Source organism: Vibrio astriarenae, assembly GCF_010587385.1.
In the GTDB taxonomy this organism is placed as follows: Bacteria; Pseudomonadota; Gammaproteobacteria; order Enterobacterales; family Vibrionaceae; genus Vibrio; species Vibrio astriarenae.
In genome coordinates, this window is sequence record NZ_CP047475.1 from 776601 (window position 1) to 789536 (window position 12936).

Consider the following 12936-nt stretch of genomic DNA (forward strand, 5'->3'; position numbering starts at 1 on the left):
GTTTTGTATCCTACTGACGAGCCATGCGCGCGTTATTGAGCGGTTGTGCTGTTACATTTGAGCGGAATGGGTTGATGTCGAGACCACCCCGACGTGTGTAGCGTGCATAAACGGTGAGCTCTGTTGGTTGGCAGTACTTCATGATGTCAGTAAAGATACGTTCAACACATTGCTCATGGAACTCATTGTGTTCACGGAAAGAGACCAAGTAGCGTAAAAGTGCTTCACGATCGATTTTGTTGCCCGTGTACTGAATTTCAACACTACCCCAATCAGGCTGGTTAGTGATCAAACAGTTGGATTTGAGTAAATGGCTGTGTAGCTGCTCTGTAACGATTTCATCTGAAGTCGCATTTTCAATCAGAGTAGCATCAAAATCATAGCTATCAATTTCGATGTCTTGGTCATCAATACACTCACCCGCCATGGTTACGACCGGTGTTTGAGTGAAAGCTTGAACAGGAAGAATCTCAACACTGACTTCACCGCCCGCACACTGAGAGAGATCGTTAATTAATTGAGATTGAACCGCGTCCCAATTGGCAAATCGAGTTTGATTATAGCTGTTGAGGTACAGTTTAAACGACTTCGACTCGATAAGGTTCGGGCTGGTGGCAGGAATAGATACATTACCGATCGCTACTTGAGGAAGCCCTTTGCTGTTTAACCAAGATAGCTCGTAAAGTGTCCAGACATCACACCCTTGAAATGGCAGTGAATCACCCAGCTCTAGGTCATCACGGTTAAGGCTGCGTGGAACAGGTTGAAGAAGACTTGCGTCATACTGGTTAGCGTATTCAGTCTTTTGGCCAAGGGTTAGACCCGCAAGTTCTTTAGCGTCAGAATATTTGCTCATACTTTACGTCAATTTCAATTAGAATAGCGGGATTTTACGAGATACCAGAGGCGCTGTCATCTTATGATCGCCGCAGGTTTCACACGATGAGCAAATATCCGGAGTAGGCAATGGCACAAACCGTATTGGGTGCTTTACAGGCATTGAATGAGCGTTACACGCAGGCATATCAGCACAAACACCAATCACAGCCGAAAAATGAAGAGCTGGCGGACTTGGTCTCGCCTTGTGTGATTGAGAAATCAGGGGATTATGTCCTGTGGCAAGCGGTGGAGCGTGAAGTACCAGCTGACTTTACTAACGTTGAAAATGCGATTGAGCTGATGCTTGATGAAGACGTCAAAGCCTTTTTTGGTAGTCAGTATAGTGCGGACATCGAGGCAACATTTGAAGGTAATGAACTGACATTGATTCAGGTGTGGAGTGATGAGGATTTTACTCGCTTACAAGAGAACATCTTGGGTCATCTTGTCATGCAGCGTCGTCTAAAACTCAAGCCGACGTTATTTATTGCAGCAACAGATGATGATATGAAGATTATCTCAATTTGCAATCTGTCTGGAGAAGTGATTTTGGAGCGAATCGGTACAGACAAGCGCACCGTGCTTGCTGCCAATGTTGTCGAATTCCTCAATCAGTTAGAGCCAAGGGTATAAGCCGTGTTTGTTGTTGAATTACAGTTTGAGTGTTTTGATAACACCACCGTTTCTGCTGTTGATAAAGCGATCAACGGTTTGATGGATGCATTGCGCTACAATGGGCAAGTGTTGGGACGTGAGTTCCCTATCATAATGGGTGAAGGTGAGTTCTATGTGCGTGTGGTGTGCCCTGAAGAAGATAGTCTCCACCCAAGTAATCACTCAGATTTTGTAAAAGTGTGCTTGCAGCGTTTATCTGAGGCATGTTTGCTTGCCCCTAAGATGCGTCTGCTGGGGCGAGATTTAAACTCGGAGCAAAGTGCCGAAGACGAAACGCCGAGTTGGCAAGTACTCTACACCACCTATGTCCATACGTGTTCACCGTTAAGAAGCGGCGAAGATCTGTTACCGATCCCTTTATACCGTAATCCACCTACGTTAAATGGTGATCACAAAGCGGTGATAAAGTGGCAAACAGAGTGGCAAGCCTGCGATGAGATTCAAATGGCGGGTGGCTGTCGAGCAGAGCATGCTGCATTGCATGAGATTTGCGATACAGACAGTGTGCTGTTTCGTCGAGGTTGGGACTTACGTGGACGAATTGAATACATCACAAAAGTCCCGACTTATTACTACCAGTACCGAGTTGGCGGCAAGTCGCTTGCTGAAGAGCAAGCTCGTAAATGTCCCAAATGTGGTGGTGAGTGGCTACTCGAAGAGCCGCTGCACGATATTTTCTACTTTAAGTGCGATGACTGCCGAATCGTCTCTAACATTTCCTGGGATCACCTTAAGTAACAAGGGGCTTTGCTGTCATCCTGATGAATATCGGGATCTACTCCCCAATAGCACCTTACAAAAAGGGCTGATGCATTCACATCAGCCCTTTCTATTGGAGTGAATTAAAAATCAGCAATTACCAACCTTTAACTGCACCACCTTGGAAGATTTCAGAAGCGGCTTGGTACACTTCTTCCGTTTGGTACGCTTTAACAAAGTTCTGTACGTTTTCTGCATCGACGTTGTCTTCGCGAGCAACGATGAGGTTAACGTATGGAGACTCTTTACCTTCAACAAACACACCGTCGCGCTCTGGGGTTAGGTCGATTGAGCTTGCGTAAGTTGTGTTGATAATAGACAGCGTTACGTCGTCTAGAGAACGAGGCAGTTGTGCTGCGTCTAGCTCAACGATAGTAAGGTTTTTTGGATTTTCTGTGATGTCACGAACCGTCGCTAGAAGACCAACACCTTCGCGTAGCGTTAGTAGACCTTGTTGCTCAAGAAGCAGTAGAGAGCGCCCTAGGTTAGTAGGATCGTTTGGTACCGCGATGCGTGAACCATCAGCAATTTCAGCCACAGTTTCTACTTGCTTAGAGTAACCTGCGATAGGGTATACAAAAGAGTTGCCCGCGATAGTTAGCTTGTAACCACGGTCCGCTACTTGTTGATCTAGATATGGCTTATGCTGGAATGCGTTGATGTCGATAGAGCCGTCATCGAGCGCAGCGTTTGGTGTTACGTAGTCAGTGAAAGTTACTAGTTGAACGTCTAGGCCGTATTGCTCTTTCGCAACCTTTGCAGCCACTTCAGCGACTTGTGCCTCTGCACCAGCCATTACACCCACTTTTACTTTGCTTAGGTCAGCTTCTTTGTCGTCACAACCTGTTAGTGCTAGTGCAGACGCAGCTGCTGCGATAGCTAGAAGGCTTTTTAGATTGAATTTCATGACTTTCTCCTTGTAAATAGCTTAATTCTTTTACTGCAAAATCTTAATTAACGGTGGTCAACGCGACGAACAATCGCATCACCTATAGATTGAATAATTTGTACCAACACAATCAACATAACGACCGTGACAGCCATAATGACAACATCATAGCGGTGGAAACCATAGCGGATGGCTACGTCACCAAGACCGCCTCCGCCAACTGTGCCCGCCATCGCTGAGTAGCTGACCAGAGTCACAAGAGTGATGGTGACTGAGTTAACGATGGTCGGTAGAGCTTCAGGAAGCAGTACCTTGGTTATAATCTGTGTAGGTGTTGCTCCCATTGACTGTGCTGCTTCCACTAGGCCTGTTGGTACTTCCAACAGAGCACCTTCAATCAGGCGAGCAACAAAGGGAATGGCACCGATCGTCAGTGGAACGATAGCGGCTGTGGTGCCGATGAATGTGCCCACCAGCAACTTAGTTACCGGGATGATGGCGACCATAAGAACCAAAAATGGTACCGAGCGACCAATATTAACGATGGCGCCTAGAATGGCATTGAACTTCACATTCTCAAGTAGACCACCTTTCTTTGTGGTATGTAGAATTACGCCCAGTGGGATGCCCACTGCGAAGCCAACAATACCCGCAACCGCAACCATGTAGACCGTTTCCCAAGTCGCGCGAAGCAAAAGATCGCCGTTTAGGCTTAGCCATTCAGTTACACTCTTAAAGGACATAGCCAAGTACCTCAACTTTTACTTTATGTTCACGAAGAAACTCGATAGCGGCATTATCATCAGCCTCACTACCAAACAGCTCTGCCACCATCATGCCGAATTTAACGCCGCCAGCGTAATCAAGGTCTGAGCTCAAAATGCTGACGTCAATGTTGAACTTACGAGCGATTTGGCTTACCAGCGGTGCGTCCACAGTTTCGCCAGTAAACTCAAGACGTACCAGTGGGTAACTGCCGTCTACGCGTGTTTTCTGTAGGCGCTTTTCATAGTCTTCAGGAATAGACAGATCCAACGTCGAACGGATAAATTCGTGTGCAAGTTCTGTTTTCGGATGAGCAAAAATATCACCAACAGTGCCTTTTTCTACCAGCTCACCGCCACCGATGATCGCCACTTCATGACAGATACTCTTTACCACATCCATTTCGTGGGTAATCAATAGCATAGTGATATTGAGCTTTCGATTGATCTCTTTGAGCAGCTCTAAAATTGATTGAGTTGTCGCTGGATCGAGTGCGCTGGTGGCTTCATCACAAAGCAGAACTTTAGGGTCAGAGGCGAGGGCACGAGCGATGGCGACACGCTGCTTTTGACCACCACTTAAGTTCGCTGGATAAGACTCATGTTTGTCGGCAAGCCCTACCAGTGCAAGCAGTTCAGTGACTTTCTGTTTAATCTGCTCTTTGTCTTTACCCGCAAGTTCCAGTGGCAGTGCCACATTGTCGAACACAGTACGTGAAGAGAGTAGGTTAAAGTGCTGAAAGATCATGCCGATGTTGCGGCGCGTTTCACTGAGTTGCTTTTTAGACAGGGTGGTTAGGTCGACACCATCAACAATGATTGAGCCAGAGGTTGGCGCTTCAAGCATATTAACGCAGCGGATCAGCGTACTTTTACCAGCACCTGATGAGCCGATAACCCCAAAGATTGTTCCCTGAGGAATATGAAGATTTATATCTTTCAGGGCATGGATCTGCTTAGAACCTTGCTGAAAGACTTTATTGACTTGCTTAATTTCAATCATCGAAAAACCTGTAAACCGGTGTTGGTAGTGAATTATTTTGATCTACATCGCATTGAGTAGATGATGCTATTGGTTTCAGGTTTTTAAGTCAACAGATATTTTTACGTCTAGACGTCCAAACGGTTAAACGTCCGGCTTTGTTTTAATTTAGCCGTGCTCAAACGCTGAAAGCGTGCGATAATTGCCCCAATTCATGAGTGAAATGAGAAACCGATTTTGGCGAAACCAGCAGTATTTTTAGACCGTGATGGCGTTATTAATGTAGACCATGGTTATGTTCATGATGAACATGACTTTGAATATGTCGAAGGTGTGTTCGAAGCAACTCGAAAATTCAAAGAAATGGGGTATATGCTCGTGTTAGTCACCAATCAATCAGGTATCGCGCGCGGTAAGTTTACAGAAGATCGTTTTATCTCTTTGACTCAATGGATGGACTGGAACTTTTCAGACAACGGCGTTGAGTTTGATGGCATCTACTATTGCCCACACCATCCAGAACACGGTATCGGTGAGTACAAGCAAGATTGTGACTGTCGTAAGCCTAAACCTGGGATGTTTAACTCAGCAAAAGACTTCTTGAAAATCGATATGGCCAAATCTGTCATGGTGGGTGATAAAGCAGAAGACCTAATGGCAGCGGAAGTTGCGGGTGTCGGTACGAAAATCTTGGTACGCACAGGCAAGCCTGTCACTGAAAAAGGTGAAGCGATCGCGGATGCTGTGCTAGATAGCATTGCCGATGTGCCGAGCTATCTTGCAAAATAGTCAATAACGATAGAGTATAAAAAGGGAAGCAAGTCTTCCCTTTTGTGTTTCTGTCTTCCACATATCCCTACGATTAGCCGTTATGAATAAAAAGCTCACTATTCTTGATATCGCAAAATTAGCCGGTGTTGGCAAATCAACGGTTTCGCGTGTGATCACCAATGATCCCAAGGTTAAGCCTGCGACGCGTGAAAAAGTAGAACAGGTGATTCGTGAATATGGATATGTGCCGTCCAAGTCTGCGCAGTCGATGCGTGGTGGTAGCCAAAAGGTGATTGGCGTTATTATCTCGAGGCTGGATTCTGTATCCGAGAATCGCGCGGTAAGCACTATGCTAAGCGTGCTCTACGGTGCGGGCTATGATGTGGTGATCATGGAGAGTCAGTTTAGTATTGAGAAAACCCAAGAGCACTTAGAAGTGTTAAAACGTCGCAATGTTGATGGTGTGATTGTGTTTGGCTTCACTGGCTGTGATGAAGACATCCTTCTCGACTGGGGCCATCGAGCGGTAGTCATTGCAATGGACACCCAAGCTATCTCTTCGATCAACTATGATAATCAAGGCGTGATTCAAGTCGCACTGGATCATTTATCACATATTGGGGCACAAGATATCGCGTTCATTGGTGTTGACCCCCAAGACAAAACGACCGGCTTTGCTCGTCTGTCTGCCTATCAATCATGGTGTGAAGCCAACTCACGTCCGATTAATTTCGCTACAGGACAACTGAGTCATGAGAGTGCCTATCAATTGGTCGACGAGGTGCTATCGCCGACCGTACAAGCGATAGCGTGTGCAAGTGACACGCTTGCACTCGGCGTAATTAAGCGTCTACAAGAACTCGATCGAAACGATATTCACGTGACGGGTGTTGGGGGTAATGAACTGCTATCCTTTCTTTTTCCAAGCGTATTCAGTGTTGATCCAGGTTATGACAGCGCAGGCGAGAAAGCTGCACAAATGTTGATAAATCAACTGTCTGGACATCATATAGTCACGCATCTAACCCAAAAGCCTCTCTGATTGGAATCACTTGAGTAAAAAATAGTCTGTGATCTGTTTCAATTTATGGGATTGTTCCCATTACAATTGAGGCATCAGGCTGGCAGTATAATGGCATTACATTTTGGGAATGTTCCCATACATCAGGAACCCATATCCAATTCAAGGTGGAGAAAGATATGAGCAAGATAGCGAAGCAAGATGTTCAACGTCTCATTGAGTTAGTCGGTGGCGCAGACAATATTGCCAGTGTGAGCCATTGTTTAACACGTTTGCGTTTTGTGCTGAATGATACCGATGTCGCTGATATTAAGGCACTCGAAGCACTACCTTTAGTTAAAGGCTGCTTTACAAATGCAGGGCAATTTCAAGTTGTCATCGGTACAGAAGTAGACGAAGTGTACAAGGTGCTGATTGGCTTGACGGGCCAAACTGAAGCAAGCAAAGACGAGGCAAAGAACGCAGCACGTCAAAACATGAATATTCTTGAGCGCGGTATCTCTCACCTTGCTGAAATCTTTGTTCCTCTTTTGCCAGCAATTATTACGGGTGGTTTGATTCTTGGCTTCCGTAATGTCATTGGCGATATCAGGATGTTTGATGGGCAGACCTTAACGGAAATCAGTCAGTTTTGGGCCACGGTACATTCATTTTTATGGCTGATTGGTGAAGCGATATTTTTCTTCTTACCTGTGGGAGTGTGCTGGTCGACGGTTCGTAAGTTGGGTGGTACGCCAATTTTGGGGATTACCTTGGGTGTCACCTTGGTTTCTCCTCAGCTTATGAATGCCTATTTGATCGGTAAGGAAGTCCCGGAGGTGTGGGACTTTGGGCTGTTTGTGATTGAAAAAGTCGGTTATCAAGCGCAGGTTATTCCAGCAATGTTGGCGGGTATGGCATTAGCGTTTATCGAAACTAACCTGAAACGTATCGTCCCTTCATACCTTTATCTTGTCGTTGTGCCATTTGTTTCCATTATTGTTTCAGTGATCCTCGCTCATTCACTCATTGGACCGTTTGGTCGTATGCTAGGTAATGGTGTTGCATTTGCTGCCAAAGCCGCAATGACCGGTGACTTTGCGATAATCGGCTCAACTATTTTTGGCTTCTTGTATGCACCATTAGTCATCACAGGTATTCACCACACTACCAACGCAGTTGATCTTCAGCTTATGCAAGAGCTTGGCGGTACACCTATTTGGCCTCTGATCGCGTTGTCAAATATTGCACAAGCCTCGGCAGTCGTTGGCATCATCATAATAAGCAAAAAGCATGGTGAACGTGACATCTCAGTTCCCGCGGCGATCTCTGCTTACTTAGGTGTCACAGAGCCTGCGATGTACGGTATCAACCTGAAATACAAGTTCCCGATGCTTAGTGCGATGATTGGCAGTGCGTTGGCTGCCGCCATTTGTGGTAGCGCTGGCGTGATGGCAAATGGAATTGGGGTCGGTGGTTTACCGGGTATTCTATCGATCCAGCCACAGTTTTGGGGTGTGTTTGCTCTGGCGATGTTAGTCGCGATTGTGGTTCCCGTCGCTCTGACATTGGGCTTATATAAGCGTGCCGAGTCAAAAGGCGAACTCGAAGCGGCGAACGCATAAATTTTTGTTGAGGTGCTGTGGACAGTAACCTCAATGTTTACTTTTGTGAGTAGGTATTGCACATGGCAATGACAAATAACGACAATCAGTGGTGGAAAAAAGCGGCTATCTACCAGATCTACCCGAAAAGTTTTTGTGACAGTGGCGGCAAGGGCACGGGCGACATTCAAGGCATCATCTCCAAGTTAGATTATCTCGACAAACTAGGCGTAGATGCACTGTGGCTGACACCTATTTATGAGTCGCCAATGGTCGATAACGGCTATGATATTGCTGATTACTATCAAGTAAATCCAGACTTTGGCACGATGGCAGATTTTGATGAGCTGCTTTCAAAAGCACATCAACGTGGTATTCGCATTATTATGGATATTGTGGTTAACCATACTTCAACTGAGCATGTCTGGTTCCAGTCTGCACTGGGTGATAAGCAAAGCCCATATCGAGACTATTACATATGGAAAGATCCAGTGAATGGTGGCGCTCCGAATAACTGGCAGTCTAAGTTTGGTGGGAACGCATGGGCACTGGATGAGAAAACAGGCCAATACTACCTTCACCTGTTCGCCAAGGAACAAGCGGATCTCAACTGGGAAAATCCTAAAGTTAGAGATGAAGTGAAGAAAGTGATCAGCTTCTGGGCTGAAAAGGGGGTAGATGGTTTCCGCCTTGATGTGATTAACCTGATCTCTAAACAGCAGGATTTTGCCTCTGACGATATGGGTGATGGCCGTCGCTTCTATACGGATGGACCCAAAGTTCACGACTATCTACAGGAGATTAGCGAAGCAGTATTCCAAAAATACGGCAGTGTCACGGTAGGGGAGATGTCTTCAACGACGTTAGAGCACTGCCAGCAGTACTCGTCTCTCGACGGTAGAGAGCTTTCTATGGTGTTTAATTTTCATCACTTGAAAGTCGATTATCCCAATGGAGAGAAATGGACTAAGGCACCGTTTGATTTCTTGCAGCTAAAACAGATCTTCAATCATTGGCAAACTGGCCTAAATGGAAAAGGGTGGGGGGCACTATTTTGGTGTAATCATGATCAACCCCGAGTTGTCAGTCGTTTGGGTAATGACCAGCAGTATCGTGTTGAATCAGCGAAGATGTTGGCCACTTCCGTTCACATGATGCAGGGCACACCGTATATCTATCAGGGTGAAGAGATTGGCATGACCAATCCAGGCTACACCGAACTGTCTCAGTATCGTGACCTAGAGAGTACGAACATGTATCGCATTATGGTGGATGAGCAAGGAGTCACTCATGACGATATGATGGCGATACTCGCGCAGAAATCCCGAGATAACTCGAGAACCCCAATGCAGTGGGATGATCAAGCACATGCAGGTTTTACTACTGGCGAACCGTGGCTTTCGGTGGCTGATAACTATCATGACATTAATGCTAAGTCGGCGCTGGCTGAGCCGCATTCGGTGTTTTATTTCTATCAGCGTTTGATTGCTCTACGCAAAGAAGTTGAAGTCATTACAACTGGGGATTACCTAGATCTGTATCCTCAACATAGTGCTATTTTCGGCTATCAAAGACGCAGCGAGACACAGACGTTGGTGTGTTTGAATAACTATTACGACCAACCTGTAAGTTGTGAACTACCAAATCAATTACCATTGGATCAAGCAGATTACATACTCGGGAATTACTCACTTGATGAGATGAAGGCAGTCGAACATCAGCAAAATCTTCGTCCATACGAAACACGTGTGATTTTGATACATCACTAGTCGGCGCTGAAGTTGGTGGCTCACTGCTACCAACTTCGATGCCCACACGTATCAATGTGAAACCGCACTCCAGAATAAAGCCCCAATCCCATACCATTTTCTCTTCCCGCGACGTTGTATATCTTCATCAGCTTTCGGTGTAACTCGGTGCGAGTTATGTCGTTCATCGGAACCAGATCGAGAGCGCAAAACTCCATGTGTTTACTTCTTGGCGCACCGCCTGCTGACTCGTTGTAGATTGTGCTGCGCTTACCAGATACAGGGATCAGCGGTCCTAGTTCTGGTTCAACGTATTGCTGAATGAACTTGAGTGTTCTGATCATGTTTGGAACATTTTCTGGGCTAGGTAGGGTAAAAAGTGAAGTGTCGTTGAGTACCCAGTCGGTACCCTGAAGTAGAACGAGGTGCAATGGCATTGTGACGCCTTTTTTTTCGTAAATGCCGGCCTCGATAAACTGCTGGTGAATCGCCGTTACCTCTTCAGTGACACCGTTCATGATCATCCAACCCAAGAAAGCGGTTCTCGTTGGAAGTTTTAAACCGTGTACCTCAACGATTAAGTCATCATAAGTTAGGTTGTGGCTGTCCTTGTAGAGAGCTTGGTAATCTTCCGCAGATAATGAGGGTAGATAGTGAGTAAATAGGACTGACGCTAGAACTAATCGGGGAAAAAGAGAACGGATCATCGCTACTACCTCTGCGTCAGAATGGTTATTGATATAAGTGTAGATAACCAACGAACAGATAGCGAAAACGAAAAAAGCCAGCTCGATGAGCTGGCTTTAGAATATGGTGGGGGGGGACGGATTCGAACCATCGAAGGCAGTGCCGGCAGATTTACAGTCTGCTCCCTTTGGCCACTCGGGAACCCCCCCAGGGGTTTTATGCTCTCACAAGCAAAACTCGGAATGTTTTCCCAACACGTTTTCCAAGTTATTCTCACAGCTTATCAACAGCGTTGAGAGGTATATGGTGGGGGGGGACGGATTCGAACCATCGAAGGCAGTGCCGGCAGATTTACAGTCTGCTCCCTTTGGCCACTCGGGAACCCCCCCAGGGGTTTTATGCTCTCACGAACAAAACTCGGAATGTTTTCCCAACACGTTTTCCAAGTTATTCTCACAGCTTATCAACAGCGTTGAGAGGTATATGGTGGGGGGGGACGGATTCGAACCATCGAAGGCAGTGCCGGCAGATTTACAGTCTGCTCCCTTTGGCCACTCGGGAACCCCCCCAGGGGTTTTATGCTCTCACGAACAAAACTCGGAATGTTTTCCCAACACGTTTTCCAAGTTGTTCTCACAGCTTATAAACAGCGCGAGAAGAAATATGGTGGGGGGGGACGGATTCGAACCATCGAAGGCAGTGCCGGCAGATTTACAGTCTGCTCCCTTTGGCCACTCGGGAACCCCCCCAGGGGTTTTATAGTCTCATAAAGATTAACTCTAAGAACTAAACTCTAGCAAGTTTTCCCAACGCTTTGCTTGAGTGCGGGGCGCATCATAGCAAATCGTTGTAGGCTGTAAACCCTTTTTTTGGCTTTTTGAATCAAATGCTGCCTTTTTATGCAGAGTGGCGCAATTTCTAGCGTAAACATGCCGCTTTTTGCCAGATTACCTGACTAAACTCTGTAAGATCGTTTGGTAACTGCTCTCGTAAACGCTTATGTAAGCACTATTTTTCTCACATTTACATTCCTTGACGTTAAATGTCATTGAAAACCGTTACACTACTGAGAGATGTTCAATGATGGAACCTAAAAAGACAATGAACAAACCACTATTTATCGGACTCCTCTCTCTTTCAACTTTGCTGGTTATGCCAACGGCTGAAGCAAGAGGGCGCGGTGCCTCAGTGATTACGGTTGTAACCGAAGAAGTAGATGCTCATGCCGTCTCTCAATCTTTGTCATTAGTGGGCAAACTTGAGGCGGAGCAATCTGTTGATTTGGCGTCAGAAGTCACAGGACGGGTCGATAAAATCCTAGTTAAAGCCAACAATTCGGTCGATAAAGGACAAGTGTTAATTGCCCTAAATAATGACCGAGCACAAGCGAACTTTGCAGAAGCGCAGGCTTATCTAAAAGATGAGCAGCGTAAGCTTGCCGAATTTGAACGCTTAGTAAAGCGCAATGCGATTACACAAACTGAAATTGATGCTCAAAAAGCCAGCGTTTCTATCGCACAAGCGCGTTTGGATGTCGCCCAAGCGGATCTTAACGATCACTACATTCGCGCACCATTTGCTGGAACAGTGGGCTTTATTGATTTTAGCCGTGGTCAACTGGTGAATCCGGGCGACGAACTCCTCTCTCTGGATGATCTATCGGTGATGGAGTTGGATCTCCAAGTACCAGAGCGCTACTTGTCTCAGATCGACAAAGGTTTGAAAGTAAAAGCAACAACCGCAGCATGGGGTAAAACTCAGTTTGAGGGTGAAGTCGTCGCCATTGATTCACGCATCAACCAAGAAACCCTCAATTTACGTGTGCGCATCCACTTTACTAACCAAGACAACAAACTAAAACCGGGCATGCTGGTTTCTTCGTTTATGGCGTTTCCACCGATTTCAGCCCCTATTATTCCAGTGCAGGCTTTGGAGTACTCGGGCACGAAACGTTTTGTTTACGTGATCGATGAGAACAACACAGCAGCTCGCCGCGAAGTTATCTTAGGCGCACGTATCGAAAACGAGGTTGTTATCGAAGAAGGTCTGAATATCGGTGAACAAATCGTGGTTCAAGGCATCGTGAATATGCGTGATGGAGCGAAAGTCTCGATTCTTGGCCAAGAACAACAAGAGCCTCAGTCGAAAGATGGCAAATCAGCAAAGGCGGATAAATAA

12 protein-coding genes and 4 tRNA genes are annotated in these 12936 nt (G+C 46.1%); 7 read left to right on the forward strand and 9 right to left on the reverse strand.

Translation table 11 applies throughout. The features are described 5' to 3' along the window. Window positions 1-10 precede the first annotated feature (10 nt). The gene (gene queF / locus GT360_RS03775) at window positions 11-856 is read right to left on the reverse strand and encodes an NADPH-dependent 7-cyano-7-deazaguanine reductase QueF (protein ID WP_164647582.1); all 846 of its coding nucleotides are present in this window, start codon (window positions 854-856) and stop codon (window positions 11-13) included. 110 nt (window positions 857-966) lie between these two features. Here queF and syd point away from each other — a divergent pair, with 110 nt between their 5' ends. Both syd and GT360_RS03785 read left to right on the forward strand, forming a co-directional pair. After that, window positions 967-1512, forward strand: a complete 546-nt coding sequence (syd, locus tag GT360_RS03780; RefSeq protein WP_164647583.1) for a SecY-interacting protein — start codon at window positions 967-969, stop codon at window positions 1510-1512. Window positions 1513-1515: 3 nt separating this feature from the next. Beyond that, entirely contained in the window at window positions 1516-2292 is a 777-nt protein-coding gene (locus tag GT360_RS03785) for a Zn-ribbon-containing protein (RefSeq protein WP_164647584.1), read from the forward strand. 118 nt (window positions 2293-2410) lie between these two features. Here the strand turns inward: GT360_RS03785 and metQ are convergent, their stop codons facing one another. The 3 genes from metQ to metN are packed head-to-tail and all read right to left on the reverse strand — an operon-like array spanning window position 2411 to window position 4969. Next, complete coding sequence (metQ, locus tag GT360_RS03790) at window positions 2411-3220, reverse strand: methionine ABC transporter substrate-binding lipoprotein MetQ (RefSeq protein WP_164647585.1); 810 nt, start codon at window positions 3218-3220, stop codon at window positions 2411-2413. Window positions 3221-3267: 47 nt separating this feature from the next. Beyond that, the gene (locus tag GT360_RS03795; protein ID WP_164647586.1) at window positions 3268-3945 is read right to left on the reverse strand and encodes a methionine ABC transporter permease; all 678 of its coding nucleotides are present in this window, start codon (window positions 3943-3945) and stop codon (window positions 3268-3270) included. Next, window positions 3935-4969 carry a methionine ABC transporter ATP-binding protein MetN gene (gene metN, locus GT360_RS03800; protein WP_164647587.1) on the reverse strand — a complete coding sequence of 345 codons (1035 nt, stop codon included), beginning with the start codon at window positions 4967-4969 and terminating at the stop codon, window positions 3935-3937. The genes GT360_RS03795 and metN overlap by 11 nt, the downstream gene beginning before the upstream one ends. 216 nt (window positions 4970-5185) lie before the next feature. On the opposite strand from metN, the gene gmhB reads away from it, so the two are divergent. The 4 genes from gmhB to treC all read left to right on the forward strand — a co-directional run bounded on the left by gmhB (window position 5186) and on the right by treC (window position 10092). After that, window positions 5186-5737 (forward strand): D-glycero-beta-D-manno-heptose 1,7-bisphosphate 7-phosphatase, encoded by a 552-nt coding sequence (gmhB, locus tag GT360_RS03805; RefSeq protein WP_164647588.1) that lies wholly within the window; start codon window positions 5186-5188, stop codon window positions 5735-5737. Between the two features lie 82 nt (window positions 5738-5819). Beyond that, entirely contained in the window at window positions 5820-6761 is a 942-nt protein-coding gene (gene treR, locus GT360_RS03810; RefSeq protein ID WP_164647589.1) for a trehalose operon repressor TreR, read from the forward strand. Between the two features lie 158 nt (window positions 6762-6919). After that, window positions 6920-8344 carry a PTS trehalose transporter subunit IIBC gene (gene treB, locus GT360_RS03815; protein ID WP_164647590.1) on the forward strand — a complete coding sequence of 475 codons (1425 nt, stop codon included), beginning with the start codon at window positions 6920-6922 and terminating at the stop codon, window positions 8342-8344. A gap of 62 nt (window positions 8345-8406) precedes the next feature. Then, window positions 8407-10092: an alpha,alpha-phosphotrehalase gene (treC, locus tag GT360_RS03820; RefSeq protein WP_164647591.1), complete on the forward strand. Its 1686-nt coding sequence runs from the start codon at window positions 8407-8409 to the stop codon at window positions 10090-10092. Between the two features lie 26 nt (window positions 10093-10118). Here treC and GT360_RS03825 read toward each other — a convergent pair whose 3' ends face one another. The 5 genes from GT360_RS03825 to GT360_RS03845 form a co-directional block, all read right to left on the reverse strand. Then, window positions 10119-10778 carry a D-Ala-D-Ala carboxypeptidase family metallohydrolase gene (locus GT360_RS03825; protein WP_164647592.1) on the reverse strand — a complete coding sequence of 220 codons (660 nt, stop codon included), beginning with the start codon at window positions 10776-10778 and terminating at the stop codon, window positions 10119-10121. 104 nt (window positions 10779-10882) lie between these two features. Then, window positions 10883-10967, reverse strand: a tRNA-Tyr gene (locus GT360_RS03830). 95 nt (window positions 10968-11062) lie between these two features. Continuing rightward, window positions 11063-11147: transfer RNA gene (locus GT360_RS03835), tRNA-Tyr, on the reverse strand. A gap of 95 nt (window positions 11148-11242) precedes the next feature. Then, window positions 11243-11327, reverse strand: a tRNA-Tyr gene (locus tag GT360_RS03840). A 95-nt stretch (window positions 11328-11422) separates the two neighbouring features. Next, window positions 11423-11507, reverse strand: a tRNA-Tyr gene (locus GT360_RS03845). A 352-nt stretch (window positions 11508-11859) separates the two neighbouring features. Here GT360_RS03845 and GT360_RS03850 point away from each other — a divergent pair. Next, window positions 11860-12936, forward strand: coding sequence for an efflux RND transporter periplasmic adaptor subunit (locus GT360_RS03850; RefSeq protein WP_164647593.1), 1077 nt, complete (start codon window positions 11860-11862; stop codon window positions 12934-12936).